The organism is Robertkochia marina, from assembly GCF_004799345.1.
Lineage (GTDB): Bacteria > Bacteroidota > Bacteroidia > Flavobacteriales > Flavobacteriaceae > Robertkochia > Robertkochia marina.
Window position 1 is genome coordinate 99,031 of record NZ_SSMC01000002.1, and the last position, 20,888, is coordinate 119,918.

The 20,888-nt window shown below is 41.8% G+C and carries 18 protein-coding genes; 2 read left to right on the plus strand and 16 right to left on the minus strand.

Features of this window, described 5'->3' with window-relative positions:
- Nucleotides 1–496 precede the first annotated feature (496 nt).
- The 4 genes from E7Z59_RS06930 to E7Z59_RS06945 form a co-directional block, all read right to left on the minus strand.
- Nucleotides 497–1,657 carry a 1-acyl-sn-glycerol-3-phosphate acyltransferase gene (locus tag E7Z59_RS06930; protein WP_136335596.1) on the minus strand — a complete coding sequence of 387 codons (1,161 nt, stop codon included), beginning with the start codon at nucleotides 1,655–1,657 and terminating at the stop codon, nucleotides 497–499.
- A 10-nt stretch (nucleotides 1,658–1,667) separates the two neighbouring features.
- Nucleotides 1,668–2,525: a bile acid:sodium symporter family protein gene (locus tag E7Z59_RS06935; RefSeq protein WP_168731251.1), complete on the minus strand. Its 858-nt coding sequence runs from the start codon at nucleotides 2,523–2,525 to the stop codon at nucleotides 1,668–1,670.
- Between the two features lie 162 nt (nucleotides 2,526–2,687).
- Entirely contained in the window at nucleotides 2,688–3,491 is an 804-nt protein-coding gene (locus tag E7Z59_RS06940; RefSeq protein ID WP_136335598.1) for a DUF6090 family protein, read from the minus strand.
- 252 nt (nucleotides 3,492–3,743) lie between these two features.
- Nucleotides 3,744–5,480 carry an alpha-amylase family glycosyl hydrolase gene (locus tag E7Z59_RS06945; RefSeq protein ID WP_136335599.1) on the minus strand — a complete coding sequence of 579 codons (1,737 nt, stop codon included), beginning with the start codon at nucleotides 5,478–5,480 and terminating at the stop codon, nucleotides 3,744–3,746.
- A gap of 205 nt (nucleotides 5,481–5,685) precedes the next feature.
- Between E7Z59_RS06945 and E7Z59_RS06950 the strand changes: the two genes are divergently transcribed.
- Entirely contained in the window at nucleotides 5,686–7,629 is a 1,944-nt protein-coding gene (locus E7Z59_RS06950; protein WP_136335600.1) for a hypothetical protein, read from the plus strand.
- Between the two features lie 98 nt (nucleotides 7,630–7,727).
- Here the strand turns inward: E7Z59_RS06950 and E7Z59_RS06955 are convergent, their stop codons facing one another.
- From E7Z59_RS06955 to E7Z59_RS06980, 6 genes are all read right to left on the minus strand, one after another.
- Nucleotides 7,728–7,961 carry a hypothetical protein gene (locus E7Z59_RS06955; protein WP_136335601.1) on the minus strand — a complete coding sequence of 78 codons (234 nt, stop codon included), beginning with the start codon at nucleotides 7,959–7,961 and terminating at the stop codon, nucleotides 7,728–7,730.
- 106 nt (nucleotides 7,962–8,067) lie between these two features.
- Nucleotides 8,068–8,952, minus strand: a complete 885-nt coding sequence (locus tag E7Z59_RS06960) for a hypothetical protein (protein WP_136335602.1) — start codon at nucleotides 8,950–8,952, stop codon at nucleotides 8,068–8,070.
- Between the two features lie 182 nt (nucleotides 8,953–9,134).
- Complete coding sequence (locus E7Z59_RS06965; protein ID WP_136335603.1) at nucleotides 9,135–10,244, minus strand: hypothetical protein; 1,110 nt, start codon at nucleotides 10,242–10,244, stop codon at nucleotides 9,135–9,137.
- A gap of 127 nt (nucleotides 10,245–10,371) precedes the next feature.
- Nucleotides 10,372–13,374 (minus strand): WD40/YVTN/BNR-like repeat-containing protein, encoded by a 3,003-nt coding sequence (locus E7Z59_RS06970; protein WP_136335604.1) that lies wholly within the window; start codon nucleotides 13,372–13,374, stop codon nucleotides 10,372–10,374.
- A gap of 188 nt (nucleotides 13,375–13,562) precedes the next feature.
- Nucleotides 13,563–14,357: a cation transporter gene (locus E7Z59_RS06975; protein WP_136335605.1), complete on the minus strand. Its 795-nt coding sequence runs from the start codon at nucleotides 14,355–14,357 to the stop codon at nucleotides 13,563–13,565.
- 353 nt (nucleotides 14,358–14,710) lie between these two features.
- On the minus strand, nucleotides 14,711–14,902 hold the full coding sequence (locus E7Z59_RS06980) for a cold-shock protein (protein ID WP_136336299.1): 192 nt from the start codon (nucleotides 14,900–14,902) through the stop codon (nucleotides 14,711–14,713).
- An 888-nt stretch (nucleotides 14,903–15,790) separates the two neighbouring features.
- Between E7Z59_RS06980 and E7Z59_RS06985 the strand changes: the two genes are divergently transcribed.
- Nucleotides 15,791–17,158, plus strand: a complete 1,368-nt coding sequence (locus E7Z59_RS06985; protein ID WP_242015667.1) for a TonB-dependent receptor — start codon at nucleotides 15,791–15,793, stop codon at nucleotides 17,156–17,158.
- Nucleotides 17,159–17,459: 301 nt separating this feature from the next.
- On the opposite strand, the gene E7Z59_RS06990 is transcribed toward E7Z59_RS06985, so the two are convergent.
- The 6 genes from E7Z59_RS06990 to E7Z59_RS07015 form a co-directional block, all read right to left on the minus strand.
- Nucleotides 17,460–17,747, minus strand: a complete 288-nt coding sequence (locus E7Z59_RS06990; RefSeq protein ID WP_136335606.1) for a type II toxin-antitoxin system RelE/ParE family toxin — start codon at nucleotides 17,745–17,747, stop codon at nucleotides 17,460–17,462.
- Nucleotides 17,740–17,979: a ribbon-helix-helix domain-containing protein gene (locus E7Z59_RS06995; RefSeq protein ID WP_136335607.1), complete on the minus strand. Its 240-nt coding sequence runs from the start codon at nucleotides 17,977–17,979 to the stop codon at nucleotides 17,740–17,742. Before E7Z59_RS06995 ends, E7Z59_RS06990 begins: the two co-directional genes overlap by 8 nt.
- 288 nt (nucleotides 17,980–18,267) lie before the next feature.
- A complete protein-coding gene (locus E7Z59_RS07000) occupies nucleotides 18,268–18,792 on the minus strand; it encodes a nuclear transport factor 2 family protein (protein ID WP_136335608.1) in 525 nt (174 codons plus the stop codon).
- Nucleotides 18,793–19,104: 312 nt separating this feature from the next.
- Nucleotides 19,105–19,665: a hypothetical protein gene (locus tag E7Z59_RS07005; protein ID WP_136335609.1), complete on the minus strand. Its 561-nt coding sequence runs from the start codon at nucleotides 19,663–19,665 to the stop codon at nucleotides 19,105–19,107.
- A 258-nt stretch (nucleotides 19,666–19,923) separates the two neighbouring features.
- A complete protein-coding gene (locus E7Z59_RS07010) occupies nucleotides 19,924–20,241 on the minus strand; it encodes a type II toxin-antitoxin system RelE/ParE family toxin (RefSeq protein ID WP_136335610.1) in 318 nt (105 codons plus the stop codon).
- The gene (locus E7Z59_RS07015) at nucleotides 20,232–20,474 is read right to left on the minus strand and encodes a hypothetical protein (protein WP_136335611.1); all 243 of its coding nucleotides are present in this window, start codon (nucleotides 20,472–20,474) and stop codon (nucleotides 20,232–20,234) included. Before E7Z59_RS07015 ends, E7Z59_RS07010 begins: the two co-directional genes overlap by 10 nt.
- Nucleotides 20,475–20,888 lie beyond the last annotated feature (414 nt).

Consider the following 20,888-nt stretch of genomic DNA (forward strand, 5'->3'; position numbering starts at 1 on the left):
TCATCCTAAGATAGAAATATAATCTAAACAGTTGTGAAGTGGAATGGATAGGTAAGCGGTTAAGCCGGGAGTTATAATGTTCAAATTCCAAATTCCAAATTCCAAATTTGTTGAACAAACTTCTGCCTACTGCAAACCTAAATCCAAACTCGACACTTAAACCATCTTTATTGCAGGTAGGTGGGTAGGCGGAGGGCCGAACAGTTATTAAAGGTTCAGTGAACCTTAATAGTGAGGAGCCAGGTGGTGTGCTGGCAGGTGAACCTGAAGTTTCAATACTCAAATTCCAATTCCCAAAATTGATTAGCTTATTTCTGCAAACTGCAAACTGCAAACTGCAAACTGGAAACCGCAAACCCCAAACTCGTCCCTGAAACTCATCCCTGAAACTCGCCTGCCAAGCCGGAGGCATGGTCCCTTAAACTCGTCTGCCAAGCCGGAGGCATGGTCCCTTAAACTCGTCTGCCAAGCCGGAGGCATGGTCCCTGAAACTCCCTCAGTCTTCCGGCAGAAAATCTCCTGCCTCGTCTTTCACCAGCACTAAGCCCGGGGTTTTAAGAACACGGGTTTGATACTCATGGGCCAGTAATCCGAACAATGGTATTAACACCACAAAAGGCCAGAACCACCCGGTAACTGTACTGAGCAGGGCAGCAGTGACCATGGTAAAAACCGGAACCCCTGCCATGACACAGAGAAACTTGATCGATTGCACAAAATGAGGGTCTTTAACAACGTACTTAAGTATGAGTTTAACCGTAAGGATCCATCCGAGATTCAGCACCACTCCGGTGAGCCACATTGGGAATCCAAGGATAATCAATGGTATTTGCCACAGGCTATTGCTTTTGATTTCCGGCTTAGGCTGAAGGGGTTGGTCATTTTCTGATAGTGCTTCAATGATCTCTTTATCATTTTCGAAACGGGCCTTTAAAGAAGGGAGTACGGTTCTTTGCTGTTGCCAGGCCAATTCCAATGCATCGTATTGCTCTTTAGGTCTGATGTCGATCATCAGATCCTGTATCTTTTCTGCCAAATGCTTTCTTAAGGTTAACAGCCCTCGTGTTTCGTGATTGTCGGCTTCCTTAAGCAGATCTTTTACCGAGATGGGTTCTCCGAAATTAAGCAGGAGATCGGTTCGCATGCCTGTAGGATGTTCATAATTAATTCCTACCGGTACGATGACCACATCGCGATCGGGGTCGGTTTGCATTTCATTGACAGCCCTTAGGGCAATGCGTCCGATACCTTTTTTTAAAGGCGTTCGCAACCGTTTCTGCATCCCGTGATTCCCCTCCGGAAAGATCATGATAGACTCCCCGTTGGTCAGTACCTCCTGGCAAAAGTCAAAGGTGCTGTTATTAGCGGTTTTCAGATCTACCAGGTCGCGCGGACGGTAGACCGGGATCATATGCAGCATTTTTAAAAGCTTGTTCACCATGCCTCCGGTGAACACACTGGCCCGGGTCAGGAACCACGGACTTCGTTTCGTATTGATGGCAATGACAATGGGGTCCAGAAAAGCACTTTGGTGGTTTGGGGCAAAGATGACCGAAGTTCCCTCAGGAATCTCTCCTTTTCGGGTGATGGTAACCTTTCTGAAAAAAAAGAAAGAGGTGATGGTTGCCCAAATTTTTATAAACCTGTAGAGGATCATTGACCAGTAATTAAGCGTTGATGGTTTTGAATGCACGAAGTTTAAGTACCTGGGCAGCGATCAAACCGGCCAGGATATTCCAGATACCCCACCAGGCTACCAGAAGCACCAGTCCGCCCCTGGGCTCAAAAAAGGTGAATACGAGGGCAAGCGCCAGTCCGGCATTCTGAACCCCGGTTTCTATGGTGATCGTTTTTCTGTCTTCACTGTTTCTGGCGGTGAAGGTTGCCAGGTAATACCCACTGAGTAAGGCAACAAGGTTCTGAGCAAATACGAGAAACACAAAGTGCTTCCAGTATTGTGTAAAAATAGACCCGTTACCATAGAAAGCCACGGCAATAAATGAGATCAGAATCAGAATACTCAGATACTGGAGTGGAGTTGATATTTTCTTGTTGAATCGGGGGAATTTGTAGGCAAACCAAATACCCAGGATCAAAGGCATTACTAAAATTTGAAGTACGGTAAAACCTATGTCGGTATAGCTTAACGAAATGGTGCTGAAAACGGGTTCGAGATAGTCAAGTCGGGTGGCCCAGAATTCAAAGTTTAGGGGGGTCATTATTGGCGCCAGAATGGTGGCTAAGATGGTGAGGCCCACACTAAGTGCAACGTTGCCTCCACTTTGCATAGAAAAGAAATTAGAGATGTTACCTCCCGGACAGGCCGCAATAAGCAGCATCCCTAAGGCAAATCCCGCTTCGGGCTGTAAGATCCAAACCAGCAAAAAGCTCATGGCCGGTAAAACCAGGTACTGTGACATAAGCCCGGTAAGCACCGAGGCCGGATTCTGTACAACGATCTTCAGATCACTGAGCTTTACATTTAAGGCTACACTGAACATAATGATTGAGATACAAATGTTCATCAGCCAGATATTGCTCTCACTAAAGGAGATGCTCACTTCTTGCAGGTTCGATGGAGGGGTGTAAAACATGGGGGCAAAGTAAGAAAAAATCGGTAACCTGCAGAAATTGTTGAAAAACAGCTGGTATTTAGATACGAAAGGCTGTCGTAGCAGCGCTGTTAACTAGTTATTTTCCCGGATACTATTAATCAGGTTTAAAGCTTTTTCCTTTGCTTCCAAAGCCCATATACAATGGTAATTTATTTCCAGGGCCAGGTAGCGTAAATGATACTCGGCCTCTTTACTGTTTTTTAAGCGATCAACAGGATCTTCTAAATCAGAAACATCGAGTGTAAAGATGCCGTGCTGATCTCGCAGATACCGGGTAGTCTCATTAGCCCATTCTTCATGTTCCTCAATAGCATAACCATCTAATCGCTGTTCCAGAAAACTGTAGTAATTACTGATTCCTGTTTTCAGCTCTCTGCTTTGAATGGAGGAGAAAGAGCCGGTGGAGTACAACTCATTAATAACCGATTTATTTAAGGAAATACCACCGAAACCGCGGCCTATGGTAGAAAAGGCCAGGTGGGTAAATGCGGCATTCAGGGTGTCGGGAAAAGGGCCTTTCCAAAGGGTATTGGAAGAATGGTTTTCAGAAACATCGATCCACTCCATTTCCGTAAAGGTTTGGGTATTTAGCCCTGCATGCTCAAGAATGTAGAAAATACCCTTTAAGCGGGTTTTATTAAAAAGAATATTCCTGTCTATGGAAGAAATATCATCATTGAGGTTCTCAATAAGACTACTGAGATAGTTTCTGGTTTCTTCTTCGTTTTTCTTCCTTTCATTCCAGTTGTTAATAGACAGAGCGATGAGGATGCCGATCACCACAAGAACTATTTCTCCGATGGCATATTTGAGATACTTTACAGCCTTGCCTTCAACAACTAAACTTTGCCTGATCTCTTTTAAGTATTTGATCATTATTTTCACGAAATCTATAGTCGCCGGTGGAAAGGAAAAAGTTAGCGATAATCAGATGTTTAAATAATGATCACAGACAGGTTTTAGCCAAATGTGAGAAAGTTTGTATACTTTCTTTTGATGTTAAATTCATAAAGACCGTATCCAGGAGCAAATCACGGTAAACAAATGGGTATTTGACCGGAGTTACCAATATTAACCCGGAAGAAGTTCTTCTTCATTAAGGATATGTAATTATTAGGTTTGTTATCGTTACTTCAAGATAATCCCTGAGAATGGCGGTAAGACAATGTTTTGGTCGTTAACAGATCCTTTGTGAGCAAAAAGTACCCTTTTTAATTCACCCTGATTTTCCAAAGTCTGTGTCTTTTTACCAAAATTGATAAGCACCCAGACCTTCTGTCCGTTGTATTCCCTTTCCAGGCCATACACATTTTTCGGGATGGCGGAATCTTCTAGTATCCTGGCACTCCCGTATTTCAGGACTTCGTTTTCGGCTCTTAGGTGAAGGAGGTCACGGTAGGTATGCAATAATGAATTTTTATTGTAAACTGCCCTGCTGGCATTCACGGTTTTGTATTCAGGGTTTACCGGTAACCAGGTCGTGTCGGCTTCCGTAAAACCTCCTTGAGGGTCGGAAGACCATTGCATAGGCGTCCTGCATTCGTCCCGGTTAATGAGAAAGGGGAGGCGGTCCAATACGAATTGTGGCAGGTTAATATAGTCAACCAAAGGGTCGAGTGCCTCCTTTTTATGGATCCTCAGGTCGGAACTACCGAATTCTTCCCCCTGGTAGACTACCGGAATACCCCTGGCAGTAAGCTGAAATAGGGCGAGGAGCTTTGCTTTTTCATGGTCATTATCCACACGGCCAATGCTTCTTCTCACATCGTGGTTACTGAACACGTATACAGGCACCAAGGGTTCGGGATAATGATTTTCGAACTCCTTTATTATTTCTTTAAAGAATTTGGCCGAAAAATCGAAGTAGATAAGATCGAACAGAAAAATGCTGTGTAATCCTTTGCCTTGGCTTAAAAACCCTTTGATCTTTTGGTGTTCTCCCATAACCTCTCCAATGAGAAACCGATCTTCGTATTCGTCTAAAACCTTTCTTAATTCTTTGGCGACCTGATAGTTTTCCGGGTGGTTCAAATTGTGTTCCAGGTTTTGAAATCCCCCGGCAGGGTTTTCCGGGCGGGGGAGAGGGTTTAAGCCCTTTGGATTGTCACGAAATTCAGCATCTTCGAGGATCACATTGAAGATATCCAGGCGAAAACCATCCACCCCCCGATCCAACCAATAGCGAACCATATTGAACATGGCTTCCACGACTTCAGGGTTTCTCCAGTTCAGGTCGGCCTGGAAGGGTAAAAAGGAGGTGTAGTACCATTGATCTTTTTCTTCAGCATATTGCCAACCTTTGATACCAATGATATTTTTCCAATTGTTAGGGGCTTTTTTCCCTTTGCCTTTTTGCCAGACATACCAATCGGCTTTCTGGGAAGTACTGTCAAGCGACTCCTGAAACCAGGGATGTTCTATAGAGGTGTGGTTAAGTACCAGGTCGAAGATCACTTTCATATCCCGCTTATGAACCTCGTCGATCAGACGCTCCAGGTCGCCTTCTTTGCCATATTCAGGATCGACCTTTTTGTAGTCACTGATATCATATCCAATATCCTGTTGCGGACTCTTAAAAAAAGGAGAGAACCAAATAGCTTCAAACCCCAGGTTTTTGATGTAATCCAGTTTTGAAATGATACCATCTATATCTCCGATCCCATCGTTATCAGAGTCCATGAACGAACGGGGATATACCTGGTAAATACTGGCACTTTTCCACCAGGGAAGGCTTTCATTTGTCTGAGCCAACAGCGGGTTGCCACCTGTAAAGACGGGAAATGCGAAAAGGATAAGCCTTAAAAGTGCTCGTAAAGTGAAGGCTTTATATGGATAAAAGTATTTGTAGGTATTCAGGGTCATCATTTAATGGTAGCGCTTTTTATAGGTCCTTAGCTCATTAGTGTATATTGTTACAAATTAAGGATATATTCTAAAAAGTTTGATTCAATATTTTTTTGTGGTTGATCTTATACATCATCTTGTGAACATGCATAGATTTAATGTTGTCTGAATGGCAGGGTGCAAACACCTTTTAATTGTGTTATATTTCTGATTTAAAGGAGGTTATATGAAGTATATGCTTATATTTAATACAGCACTATTTCATTCTACTATTATGTTTCGCTGGCTTCCATCTATTTGGCTATTGATATTCTTTTTGCCTGTAAAGGGGTCCGATCGTGTTCCTGAATCCAGTGCCGTATGGGTATATCCGGAACACAGGGAGATCGCTGTTTTGGCTATCCGGCAGTTATCTGCCGAACAGCATAAGCTCCTGGAAGATATATGGACACAGGTTCGCATCGGGCATGAAGACCGGCTTTCTGCTTCTATCATTGATCCGGGGCATAGCTTAAATTCTCAATTCATTGATCTGGCTTCCTGGCCAGCCATTGCCGGAGACCACAGTTGTTCTCCACAGGAAATGACAGATATTATTTTGTACACCGACTGGATAATAAAGGTAGACCACATAGCCGATCGGTTGCGTACTGATCTGAATGAAGCCAAACGAAGGGATCAGACCATCAATGCGATCAGGAATTCAGATATACGCCTGCAACGGGCAGACCTGGATTATGCTACCCGGGCCGGATCCAATAATGTGCACTTTCTTCTTGAACGAGACAGGGTAGATGAAACCATGGAGGAGTATTTTATCCGCTGTCTTCGTGAGGGAGCGCCTCTTAATGCCCTGGCGGCTTATTCATACTATCATACGAAAGCCATGGAAAGAGCAGCACAGTCTAAATTGCCTGCTCTGGATCAGGAACAACGATCGGCCATTCTTCTTGCTGCCCTGGCTAATGAAGCATTTGCATTGCACTTTATTGAGGATGTGTATGCTGCCGGTCATGTGGCCGGTACATGGGGGGATGCCGCCCAGCGCAAAGGCACACACGATCATTACAATGAATCCGGATTAGAGGTGGAAACCTGGGATAACGAACCCCTGGTACTTACCGGAGATGCCTATATGCGACCTGAAGATGCCTTGGTGGCCGCCCGGGCCGTCAGGAAAAGCCTTGAGCAGTTCCTGACGGTTATGGAGGATTCCAGTGAGGTGGTAATGCTGGCAACTGAAGAGGAAATTACTCCGGACCCGTTCAATGTTTGTTCTAATAATAATGTACCGGGTATCGATTTTAAATATGAAATGCTCAGGGAGGTGTTGATGGGCACACCTAAGCCCAGGTTATCGGAAGGGCTCGGACAATTAGATCGCTTTCGTGCTGAGCTTGGGCCCTTCCTGGGAGTATCTTCTTCCGTGGGCTCCGGTACACTCGATGGAGGTTTCGGACAGCAGCAGAATGAGGTTGCGGTGATTGGAAGTATCGAGGCCAACCTGATTCTCGGACTCGGTCTGGATGGGGTGATGAACAAAGCCGGAGACGGTTTAGCCTTTATCCAGGTTGGATTGCGGCAGGACTCACCCACCACCAGCCAGTTTCTTGGCCCCAGCACTTCTTTTGAGGGTAGTTCTGTTACTTCTACCATTCCCGGGAGGACTGCCTATAACCTAAGGGTTCGATTGCCGTTCTGGCTCATTCCCGGAGACCTGATCATACTCGCTCCCATTCTCTCCTGGTCTTCACCTAAAACCTTTCAACGCATGGCGGTAACCGCCGGTAACGGCGGACTTATTCCCTGGCAGTTGGGGGTGTCAACTCCTGTGGGACGTTTTCAGTTCGTATTGGGCAGAGAGGTTGGCGTGTCTTTTTACGGCGTAAACCGGGTTCAGGAATCGCTCATTATTCCGAGAAATGAATCCAATGAATCCTACCTGGTCGCCTACCGGTCTACCAAGTGGGATTTCCCGTTTTTGGAGTATCAACCTACCCGTATATTCTCTAACACCCAAAGCGCTATTTTAAAACTCCAGTTTTCCTTTGGGGTGGATGTGCCGTGGAGAAACCAGACCCTGGCTCCTGAATTGGCTGAACAGGTGGAGCTTAAAGATGTCTGGTATGTGGGAGCAAGAATTGTATTCGATTGGAGGCTGTACCTTTAATTAACACCATCTCATTCTTTAAGCAATACCGGAGGGAGTCATTAAAAATTCTTCCTTTGACAAGTAATAAGAACTACTAACTGCAGTAGGGAATCCTGTTATACTGAAGTCTTATTTTTATCATCTAATCCTGATGTCAGTTCCTTAATGACTTCATTCTTTTCCTGTACCTGAATTTGATAATACCGCATAGAAGTAAATAAATAAGTGAGAACCAGGAGTAACCTGATATCACTGTTAAAAAGGTTTAGGTTGGTGGTCTTATGGAGTATCCATGCAATACCAAACAGGAGTATTGAGGTGATGGAGGTTATTTTAAATGCTTTTTTCATAGGTCACTTTTTACTTGATTACCAGACTTTCAGTGCTCATTCGCCCAATAAATAAAGGAGTTGACATTTTCAACCCACCAAAGTTTGAGATTTCAATTTTGAATTATTAATGTATTGTATAGAATTCATAAGTTCTGGACCATTCCGTTGTTTTACCCGGCTTCAGTACTATTTTAATGAATAACTCCGGACTGATCACATGCGTCCAACCCCAAAGGTTCACTTTATCAGTTTTAAAGTTGCCGGTTTCACTTATCCCGATCTTACTTTGAAGGTTTACGAGTTCCCATGATGCCTTTGCCAGTTCGTTTCCGGTGAGATTGCTGAAAAAGAATGGCTCCTTGGGTGTGCTGTTAAAGCTGATCTTATTTTGGCCTATAGTTACTTTGCCTTCAGGATTGACGGTTTCTTCAAATAACTCGGGTTTTATCTGAAACGGAAATTTTAAAATGTATTTGTTTCCTATAGGCTCTTGATCAATTGCAATAAAATTGTGGGTATACTCATCTGTGATAATGTCTTTTTTACCTGTGTTCTCCAAGTAATAGTTAATGGTAAAGCTGTTGTCATTAAGTTCAATAGATTTATTTAACAGATAGGAATACCCATTTACTGTTTTTGACCTGCAGCTGATCAATACTCTGTGGGCTTCTGCATTCACTGCAAAATCGGCCGGATCGATCTCATAATCCCGGTCAAAACGATATTCGGAATTATTCTTTTTTAATAATCCTACCCCAATTTTGTGAAACCAACCTCCCATTTCGGTTTCCTCAAAGCCTAAGGCCCTATCAATGCCAAACTCATTGTAAAGTCCCTTTCCAACATGGGGAGCATTTTGACCATCAGCTCTTTCAAAACTTTCCAGAGGAGTGTTATGAAACCTTAGGGTTGAAATTTTTCCTGTCCAGTCAAAACGGGCGTGCCGGTAATTTTCTGATGGAAGATCAAGATGTATTTCCAGGGTGTTATTTTTAAGTATATGTGGCATAATGAAAAAGGATCAGATATAGATAGACGATATAATTACGCTCTAATGTGAAAAAGGTACATATTACGATTGTCGTATCCGGTAATATTTTAAAAATAGCTTGTAGCTATTTTCTTTTTTTAAGGCTGTATCCCTGCTATGACATAAGTTAACAAGGGTTACCGCGCCCCTCAGCTATTACTCTATAACGTATTCATGTAGTCTTCTAAATATTGATGCAACCCTTTTTCCGGATGATAAAGCAGCTCTGATTTGTATTCTACTTTTAATGCATCCAACAAACGCATGATATTAAATCCTATCGTGTAGTGATAATCTGAAGGAGCCGCATAGGTGAGGTAACTAAAGGCAGGATCGTTCAGATCGATTTCCTGAAATTCTGCATAGGATTTAAACAGAGAGTCATTCACGATCACAGGTGGAGTTTCTTTGCCCGCGTAGTCAGACAGTATAAACATGCTTTTATACTCCATATACCTGGCCGAGCCTTCCTGAATAACATAGTAATTTTCGACCTTCTCCAGGAGGGGGAATTCTTTACTATATTCCGAAATACGACTTTGCCGTTGCTGAAGATAGGTGGTAATTAAGGAATCACGAACAACTATATCATCCTCTGAAATAGCTTGCATCAGGTAATCGTTCTCTTGTTGGATCATCGCTGAGAATGCTTCGTCTTCGCTTGCCAAGGAGACCAGATCCCTGATACTAAAAGGCAAACTGCCGATCTCAGTTTCGGCGTATTCCCGGTAATTTTCATTGTTGTACTGGTAGTGGTGAAACATTTCATGAAGCACCATGGTTGCCCACATTTCAGTGCTCTCTACTGATGGAATGTACTTGCCTATTTCTTCTACAGAAGAATATAGCTCTACAGGATTTTTGTAGAAAAATCGGGAAGCATCTTCCTCATCAAAACTTATCATTACTTCCATATGATAAGGAATGCTGTCTGCTCTTGTGGTTACATAATAATCATCGCTGTATTGCTCATAGTTCTCCAGGGCTTTAAAGACTTTCGGGGTAGGAAAGAAAACTTCAGCCCGATCCCCATGAAAGTATACCAAGGTGCCTTCAGTGATATTTTTGCCGAAATCGCTCCAACTGCTTTCTGCCACAGATTGCTTGAGGTCCAGAACAAAATAAATTCTTCGGGTTGATAAACTATCAGGCAGATCATAGTGATTTTCTGAGCTGATGTTTACTGTGGTTTTCCGGGTATCGTTTTTTTGATCCCGGCATGCTGTGGTAAGCATGCAAACTCCGGCTAATAGAAGTAGTCTTAAATTCATGAGCGTTTCTTTTTCGCAATGCTTAATGTCATCCACCCTCCTTACTGGAGCATGTTTTCTAAGGGTAATATAATTAAAATCACCTACCTATTGCATGAAATCTTCAGAGGAAGCAGCCTTTATAAACTTAATCCAAGGCTTCCTTTATTTGCTTCATCTCAATCTCCAGCTCTTTATACCTGTCATAGGCATCCTTGCCGGGAATTTGATCGGCCCTGTTGATCATACTGTACAAATAGGATATTTGATCGGTAAGCCTGGGTTGCATATAGATCCCTTCAGCAGTTTGGAGTTTATTCAACGCGTCCTGTAATTGTTTTGTTTTGGCTTCATCGTTGGTCTTGCTTATTTCTTTTTCCAGGGAGTCTTCCAATTTCCTGGATGTTTCCAGTAATGCCATAACGTCTTGCTGTAAGGCGGCTTGCTTTTTAATATCTTCTACGGTTACCCCGGCTTCCTGGATTCTGGGGTCTATCAAAAGTTCGAATTCCGTACTGCCTTTCCAGCCTCCAACAGTGAGGGTGGCAGTATAGGTTCCGGGAGGTACGATGGGCCCGTTCTGGTAACGCCTTCCGGCCTGCTTATGCCAGGGTCCGGTACTTCTGAAGTTCCATTCGAACCGGTTCAAGCCTTGGTTGGTCGATAAATTTTTATTGGTTACCCACCTGATATCTTCCGTAGCCATATCCCGTATTACCTTATCTTTTTGCTTGAGCTTTGCAGTATCGCTCACAATGTGGTACACTTTTCCTGTTTCATCTTTGATCTCAAGGGCAATAGGTTGTCCGGGTTTCTCAGACAGGTAATAGTCAATTTTAATGGAGGGATTCGGATATTCAGGGGTGGTACTGTTATAAGCCCCGGCAGGGGTGCGATAGCGAACCGTATTTTTTGGTTGGAATAACCTGTGTTCCTCTGTACTCCCAGTAGTATACTGTCTTAGGGTAGAAATATCATCCATGATCCAAAAGCCTCTACCCATGGTACTCATTACCAGATCAGCTCGATGAATCTTGATATCGGTGATCGGTGTTACGGGCAGGTTTTGTTGAAAGGATTGCCAATGCTTACCGTCATCAAAGGAAATGAACATCCCGTATTCTGTACCAGCAAATAACAAGCCTTCCCGCTTAGGGTCTTCGCGTACAACCCTGGTGGGGTAGTCCATAGGAATACCGTTTTCTTTACCACTAAGCAGCTCCCATGATTTACCGTAGTCTGAGGTTTTATAAATATAGGGCTTGGCATCTCCCAACTGGTTTCTTAATACACTGATGTAGGCCTTTGCGGGGTTATGAGGCGAAGGTTCCACGGCATCAACCCTTCCGCCTGAAGGGAGTTTTTTCGGGGTAACATTGGTCCATGTTTTACCTCCATCCTGAGTAACATGAACCGGGCCATCATTTGCGCCTACCCAGATGATACCTTGTTTTACAGGCGATTCACGAATGGCATAGATGGTACTGTAGAATTCCTCTCCTGTTACATCACGGGTGATGGGTGCTCCGGAGATGACCTGTTTGTCGTCTTCGAAGGCAGTAAGATCAGGGGAGATGATCTCCCAGGTCTGGCCTTCATCGGTTGTTTTGTGAACGAACTGGCTGCAGTGATACACTACTGAAGGGTCATGAGGTGATACATGAATGGGCGAAACCCTTTGAAACCTGTACTTAAGATCTTTCGGATTATGACCGTACATGTTTGATGCTCCTACATAAAACTGCATCTCGGTACCGGTTTCTTTGTTATATACCCCAAATCGTCCCTTGCAATTGGAATAAACAATATTGTGGTTGCCCGGTTTTGGTACTGCAGGTCCGGTTTCACACCCTCCGGTATTGATAATATACCCCGTGCCGGGTTGTTGTAAACCATAAGGAGCCTGTGATGGCACGGCGATGGTACTGTAGTTATCCTGCTGCCCCCCATATACCCAATACGGATATTGATCGTCTACCTCTACCTGGTAGATCTCGGCAGTGGGCTGGTTATACTGTGTTGACCACGATTTTCCTCCATTCAAAGTGATGTTGGCACCGCCATCATTAGCCTGAATAAATATGTCCGGATTGTCGGGGTTCATCCACATATCATGGTTATCTCCGTGAGGTGATGAAACCCGCTTCCAGGTTTTTCCTCCGTCTTCCGACTTATAATACCCCGTTGCCAGAGAGTAGAGCACATTAGGGTCTTTCGGGTTCACCCTCAGGTTGGTGTAATAAAACGGACGGGTACGAATACCCTCGTGACTGGAAACCTGCTTGAATGAGCGTCCCTGATCAACAGATCTATAAACACCGCCTTCATCTCCGGGAGCTTCAACCAGGGCATAGACCAGCTTTGAATCGGCCTGGGATACAGCCAGGTCGATCTTCCCGATCAGTTTTTGGGGCAGGCCTTGATCTATTTTCTCCCAGCTCTTTCCGCCATCAACCGATTTGTAAATGCCACCTTCTGAAGGGCTGCCTCCACTGATAATGGTCCAGGGTTTCCGTTCGGCCTTCCAGGCTGTAGCAAACAGGATCTCAGGGTTAGAGGTTAAGAACTCGATATCGTAAATGCCCGTCTCGTCAGAAATGGATAATACCTTCTCCCATGATTTACCTCCGTTCATTGTTTTATAAACGCCCCGTTCAGGGTTGGATTCAAAGGCCTTTCCAATAGCCGCTACATAAACAATATTGTGGTTGTCAGGGTGAATTCTTACTGCTCCGATTTGTCCGACATTCTCCAAACCGATAAAACTCCAATTTTTGCCTCCATCTATCGATTTGTACATACCACGGCCTTCAATGACGTTGCTTCTCAAGCCGTCGCTGCCCGTTCCCACATAAACAATGTTAGGATCGTTTTGTACCACGGCAATGGCCCCGATGGAAGGGGTTGAAAAGAAGCCGTCAGAAATGTTCTTCCAATGGATTCCATAATCATCGGTTTTCCAGACCCCGCCTCCGGTGGCTCCCAGGTAAAAGGTAGACGGCGCTGCCTGCACCCCGGCAACAGCGGTAACCCTGCCTCCCCGGTAGGGGCCTAAGTTTCGGTATTGCAAGGCGTCAAAGTCCTGAGCGATAGTTGAACTTATAATGAGGAAAAAAACAATATGGGATAGAAAGCGTGATAGGGTATTCATTTTGGGCGGTATTATTTTTCAGGTTCTAATTGATATACAACGTTTAATCAATGCGCTCATTTTGCTCTGAGCCAGACATCGAGGCTATTGCCTTGATCTTATTTCGGAGTTGAAGATAAAGAAAATAGAACAATTCTTACAAAAAGCCAGCGCCGAGGTAAAGTCTTGTTGTTACAGTCAACGTACTTTTATTTCCCCAATTTTAAGATCCTGAAGGCGCCTTGAATAACCAAGATAAACACAATGGTCCCGATGATTAAGTCTGGTTTGTTAGAGTTTAACCAATGTACTAAAAACCCTGCTGTAATTACTCCTGCGTTTATGATAACATCATTCGAAGTAAAAATCATACTGGCCTTCATATGTGCTTCGGTGTTGCTTTTTGATCTTTGGAGGAGGTAAAGGCATATCCCGTTTGCGATCAAAGCAAGAATGGAGATGTAGATCATTGTTGTAAAATCAGGAAGCTTTTCGGCTCCAAAAAATCTGCGTAACACCTCGGCAAACCCAATGATGGCTAATATTATTTGAAAATAACCGGCAAGCCTGGCAATTCGCTTTTTTCTGATCAAGGACCCGCCAACGGCAAAGAGACTAATACCATATACGAATGAATCGGCAAGCATATCGAGACTATCGGCCACCAGACCCATAGATCCGGAAAGTAATCCTGTAGCCATTTCAACAATAAAGAAGGTGAAATTAATGGCAAGAACAGACCATAATAATTTTTTTTGGTGCTGATCCTTTTTAAATTCGTGAAGTACTGCCTCTTCAGTTGAAACCTTTTGACCACCTAATTTTAATGCCAGAATTGAATGTTCAATTTCTTGAAGTTGTCCTTCATGATAAACGGTAAGTTTTCTGTTGGGAATATCAAAATCGAGGTGTTTAACAGCTGAAAAACCATCTAATTTCATTCGTATTAGATTCTCTTCAGAAGGGCAGTTCATTTTGAGGATCTCAAAAGTTGTTTTTTTCATTCAGAGTACTGTTTTTAAGCTTTGCTGCAGCAGTCGGGGTTATATGCCGTACCGGTTGACTTGGCAGGGCCATTTTATGGCCTTCCTGCAATCACAGTTAGGTAGGAAATTCTACCGGCCGGCAGGGGAGGAGACCTGGACAGCGGGCACAGAGCATTAGCCTGTTCTTACTTTTAAGGTAAGAAATATATACGAAAATTGCAGAAAGATAATGCTGCTAACTGCCAGAAATGGGGTAGTACCGGGATGTTAGGATGTAAGGTACTTCAGTTGAAATAGCTGAAAACAAAAAAAGATTGCCTATGAAGACAATCTTTTCCTTAAAAAATGAAATATTTTATTGTTTACAACAACTAAATAACTTCTACATCAACTGCATTTATTCCCTTTTTACCTTGTTCAGTTCTAAACTGAACTTTATCATCTTCTCTGATGTTGTCGATCAATCCTGTTGAATGAACAAAAATGTCTTCTCCTGATTCTTTTGAGGTAATAAAACCGAATCCTTTTGATTCGTTAAAAAATTTTACGGTGCCTTCTTGCATCTTACTAAATATTAAATTATAAATGAATTTTGCCCAAGGAAAGTAATTAAGTGAAGCTGGCATGTGGCTTATTGTAAAATTCAAACCAGAGAAAGCGTTCTTAAGTGCTTAAAAAAAATAAAGTAAAGATGAAATAAAAAAGGAAAGAAGAGTAAAAAACTCTTTAACTAATTACTAAATAATACCTTACAATTAAAAAGGTGTTCTTTCTTGAACGGGGCAAATATATGCTTTTTATTATTTGAAAGTGGTGAAAAAGGAATCTTTTTAAAATTAATTTAAAACAGTCAGGTTTTCTAAACCTTCCAACTCTCTTCATCATGAGTCTCTGAATACCATGGTGTTGTCTTTTCTTTACGAACCGGCGCAGCCTGTAAGGATATAGATAACCGGTTAAGTCTTATGGAGTAAAACGAAAGGGAGTTACCGGAGTTGACAACTGATCATTTATTAGATTTTTTTAATCCCTGTATATAATATTAGTTAATAATTATTCTATGCTCAGAAGCGTCCTTTGGCTTCGGGAGGCTGGCTAGAGTGGACCTTTGGCTCCAGAAACTGTCCTGATTTTTAAATATGTTTGAAAGAGGTTAGCAACATGATCTACTTTATTTCGTATTTGCTTTTGGCGTTTTCATTTTATACTAAAAAAAGTATTCTTTGTGGGAATAATCTGAACCATTAATTTTCACCTCTATTCACTTACCGAATAGGAATCACTTTTCTTACATTTGTTGTCGGCAAAAAATCGATAATCTTTTTATTGCCTTTTCTTGTAAAAGGTTCATTTATTTTCAAGCCATAACGGTAGAACATAATTTTATCGTTGTCATCTTGCTGCTAATCCAGCTCTGAAGAGTCCTATCAACCTGAATTAACCCTGATCGAATGAGATTAATACCGCTTTTATTGATTCTGACATTTTTTTCCTCTATTACTCCTGCAATCAGTCAAACATCAATTGATCATTACAACTCTCCCGATAAACTCCGGGTGTTCATTGATGGCTGTGAACGGAGAGATGGAGGCTGTGATCTGGATTTTATCAGGACGGAAATTACGGCAGTTGACTTCTATAGGGATAATCAAAAGGCTGATGTCTTTCTATTGATCAACACGAACAGATCCGGTGGTGGTGGAAGACAGTATCAACTGATTTTTAGTGGCCAGCAAAACATTCATAAGGGAAGAGCAGACACGCTTTATGTAAATAATAAACAGACTGACACCGACTTTGAAGTGCGGGAAAAGCTAACCCGGTTTATCAAATTAGGTTTGGCTCCGTTCGTTGCGAAAACCATAGCCGGAGAGGAGGTCGAAATCAATATGAAGACTGACTCCGATATGCTGGAAGATACCTTACAAGAAAGCGTTGACCCTTGGAATTATTGGGTTTTTAATATGGGTAGTGATGCTAACATTGAATTAGAGGAATTAAGCAGTGAGATCAATTTTGGTGGAGATATCAATATTAACCGTATCACCGATAAATGGAAAATATCCTTATCCGGAAGAATAGATGAGAGACTTAGAAGAACGATTCAAAAAGAACCAAGAGTTGATGACAATGGCGATCCGGTTCTTGATGGAGACGGTAACCAGATCATCGATGAAGTTGTGAATAATTTTGATGTATCAGAATTTGGATTTAGTCACCAGTTGGTGAAAGCTATTTCACCCCAATGGTCTTATGGATATGATATTACAGGTCGTCAGAACACCCGCTTTAATTATAAATTTCAGGCCAGCTTCAGACCGGCTGTTGAGTACAATTTTTTTCCGGAAGCAGTGCAGAACTCCAGATTTCTGAGAGTGAACTATGGGGTTGAGGTCAGGAATAATAACTACGTAGAAGAAACGATTTACGGTGCTCTTGATGAAACCAGGGTGCTCCATAGTTTGAGAGCCAGTCTGGGGCTCAACCAACGTTGGGGAAACCTGGAGGTGGGCTATCGGTTCAGAAATTACCTGGACGATTTTAACTTTTGGTCCACAGGGTTGAATATTAGGGCAGAAGTCCGTATCACCGGGAATTTTTCGTTTTATGTAAGGGCAGAAGGCAACTATGTTAAGGACCAGATCTACCTGGCATCCGGAGATTTCACCGAACAGGATATTTTGAGCGGAAGGGTAACCCTGCCCTCGGCATATAACATCGATACCCGATTCGGATTTAATTATCGTTTTGGTTCTAACCTCAATAACTTCGTGAATCGGAGATTTTTTGGCAGGGCCAATTTTGTGGGGAATGATTAATAGATCATTCTTCCTGTTTTAGGATTACACGAACGGAAAGCCCTTACAAATAATGATTTTAGAATATTCATTCAAAGTTGTGGATCAGTTTGCCATGTAGTGCTTTTATTAACTCAATGTTCCTGTCAAAGGAAGGTATTGAGGAGTCACTAAGAATCTCTTCCGGACTAATTTATCTTTATTAATGTTTAATTGTTGCTAAAGGTCGGGTAATTCACTTTTGTGATCCCTGTTCTTGAGGATATCTCGTGGGCAGACAGGGCGGTATAGCATACAGTTAGCAAAAGTATCTTTTTATTTTTTACAAGGTTTGGTTTAGATCTTGTCTTCCTATTATTGCCATTATTTCAACACAGTCTTCATTGATTCTGTAGTAAATAGCGTCAACACCGCAAACACATCGGCGATAACCTTTTCTGATAGAATCAACGGATTCAAATGTGAACGGCTGTTCTGCTATCAATTCGAAATGTTCGAAGAGGGCGACAAAGTATTTATCAGCTTGGTTTACTCCAAATTTTTTTACGCCATATTGATGGATACGAATCAAATCTTCTTTAGCTTCATTACTTAATTTGTATTTACCCATTAAGTAAAGCCTTTGATTGTTTTAGAATATCATCTTTACTATCGGAGGTAAATCCACTTTTTTCTGCTTTCTCTAATTTGGCATTGATCCAGTCAATTTGCACTTGTTGTTTTCTTGCCTGACGAATTAAGTCGTTCACCAATTCGCTTTTACTCGAATACTCTTTTTTTTCAATTTGAGCTTTCAACCATTCATCATTTGGTTCGGTAAATGAAATGCTTTGTCTTGCCATGATGATCAATTTTGATGTAAATTTACACCAATTATGAATCAATCACAATTTTTGCAGATATTCTTGCTAACGGTCGGGTTATGCGCTGGCGTGTCCCGTCCCGAAGCGTCGGGATCGGGAGGTAGCAGCTGGCCGACATTTCTCAACCTCCGGAACTTTTGAAGGCGGTTTGGCCTTCCTGCCCCTTGAGCTCGCTTACGAGGTCATTTTAGGTGGCGCTCCTGCCATCCCTGTTCGGGTGGAAATCCTTCCGGCAAACAGGTGGGCATAGCCTCTTGTTGTAGCACGTTATTGATTTTTTTCTTCCTCCATATTCATTGGTGAAAAGTGTTCGTGTGTAATTCTCCAAACGCCTTCGTTTTTTACAAAGACCATGGTTCCTTGGCGCCATAATTGAACAATGTCTTCTCCTATTGTTGGGCGAAAATCAGCGTTGAAAGTCACAACGGCAACATCATTAAATACATCAATTTTCAAGTCTCCGAGATTATAATCAAAAGAAGAGATGTTGTTGATTAATTGTCTTTCATATTGCTCATTTTCAGATGAGCCAGTTCTATGAAGACCATCACGAAATTCTGTAAATTTATCTGAATACAAATGATAGGAAAGCAATTCATCGATGTCTTTGTTCTGAATGCTAAGAAATAAACTATCCAGTACTGCTTTTACTTCCTGTTTTTTCTCAGGAAACTCATCGTTAATGATGTCTACTTGAGTCTCTACTATTTCTATTTTTTCTTCTTGTTGTTTGCATCCTACAATGGTAATGCATAGTAAAATCAGAGATGCAGTAATCATTCTTAAGTTCATAATGAATTAGTTAATTGGTTAATAGTGGTTTATTGAATTAAATATTTTTTGCAACAGTTGGGTTTTCATAATGTGCTACAACGGTCGGGCTATGCGCTGGCGTGGTTGGCCGGCCTGGCTGACCTTTCTCAACCTCCGGAACTTGTGAAGGAGGTTTGGCCTTTGGCGTTCCTGCCTGCCGGCAGGCAGGGGAGGAGGCCAGCAACCTTAACGAGGTGCATTTATTCTTTTTTGTTCTGGAGATTAAGATAAAGAAAATAGTCTAATTCTTGTAGGATGCCGCGCTTGGGTATAGCCTCATGTTGTATCCCGTTAGTTTTTGTTTTTATACAGTTCCATAGCTCTTAGAAATTTCTTTCCTCCATTTTTTGTTTGATCATAAATGAATCCATTCAATTCCGGATGATTCTGATCAATCCAATTCAAGAGTTGATTTTTGTTAATTTCCCAGATGGAGTCATTGAAGTTTACATATTCAATTTCTACACTAGTGATTTTATTTTTATCAAACTTAATTGTCTGATTTGTTATAAATGGTTCCTTGTGAAGGAATTGAATCCTTTTATCAGATTTAGAGATTTTAGCCTTTATACCCTTTTCAATTTTCTCAATTTCAAGGATTTCATAGCTAGGGTTAAAAGTTGAATCCCATTTTAAAAATTCAATGTATTCCTCTTGAGAATAGACCTGTTCATATGCTTCTTCTTTTATTGCTAGACTATCTGAAAACCATAGATCTATTTCTGAGTAGTTGGATTTATCTAAAGCACTATAATATTCCGTTGCAATTGAAAGTTGATCAATCTTTTTCTCATCAAGATTGCAGGATGCTAAGAAGATTGAAATTAATATTAGGGTAATGATTTTATTCATCTGGGATTTTTCCTAATGGGCTACGGTCGGGCTATGCACCGGTGTGGTTGGCTGGTCTGGCTGACCTTTCTCAACCTCCGGAACTTGTGAAGGAGGTTTGGCCTTTGGCGTTCCTGCCTGCCGGCAGGCAGGGGAGGAGACCAGCAACCTTAACGAGGTGCATTTTTTCTTTTTTAGTCAGGAGATTAAGATAAAGAAAATAGTCTAATTCTTATAGGATCTAGCACTGGGGTATAGCCTCATGTTATGCACTGGCGATTATTTTTTTCTTTTCATTTTCACAGGATTTTGACGAGTATCGAAAACATCATTTATTTCAATTCTGTTTCTCGTGTGGTCAATCCTGTAAATAATTTTATAGTTTTTGTGAACTAGATATCTGAAGTTCAAATTCCGGTCTTTAAGTAGAGGTTCCTCAGGGCCAATTTCTGGTTGATCTTCTAATTTGGTAGTCTCTTCGAAAATGCCGTTCACAATTTTCCGTGCAACCTTAAGGCTTGCTTTTTCCTTATGATAGTCGAAAATTGATTTGAGTTCGTCTGTAGCGAAGGAAGTCCAATAAATTTCTAAGCCCATTTATTGATTTCAGATTTGAGTTCTTTACTTGATTTTACACGACCTTCTTTTGAGTCTTTTAAAGACTGGTCAATCCTGTTGTTGAACTCTTCGATGGACATTGGAGAAATTTCATTCTCTTCAGCTGAGTTCCTTTCTTTTTTCAAAAGTTTTTCCAGCTTAGAAATTGCTTCTTCACTTTGAAGTTTAAGGAACTCCTGAATAAATTCTAATTTTCGAGATTGAAGATCCATCAAATTGGGCTTTAGTCAAAGATAAGGAAATTATGTTTTTTGGTAAACGGGACTTTTTCTCGCTTGTGCATAACGGTCGGGCTATGCGCTGGCGTGGTTGGCTGGCCTGGGCGACCCTTTGGCCTTTGGCGTTGGAGGAGAACAGGGCAGCGAGCACATAGCTTTGGTTTTTTACTGGAGTTTAAGATAGAGAAAATAGTTAAAACTTGTAAGAAATGTAGCGCTTGCGTATAGCCTCATGTTACCATACGTTTTTATTTTTTCACACGTTTCAAATTCCGAGTTGCCCAAAATTCGTATCCGTTTATTGGTTTTATTTTCCGTTTTCTTATTCTGTAACTTATGTTCGAATTGATTTCAGTCCAATTTTTGTCCGATTTACTTTCTTTCTCCAGTTTTATATTCAGAATCAGA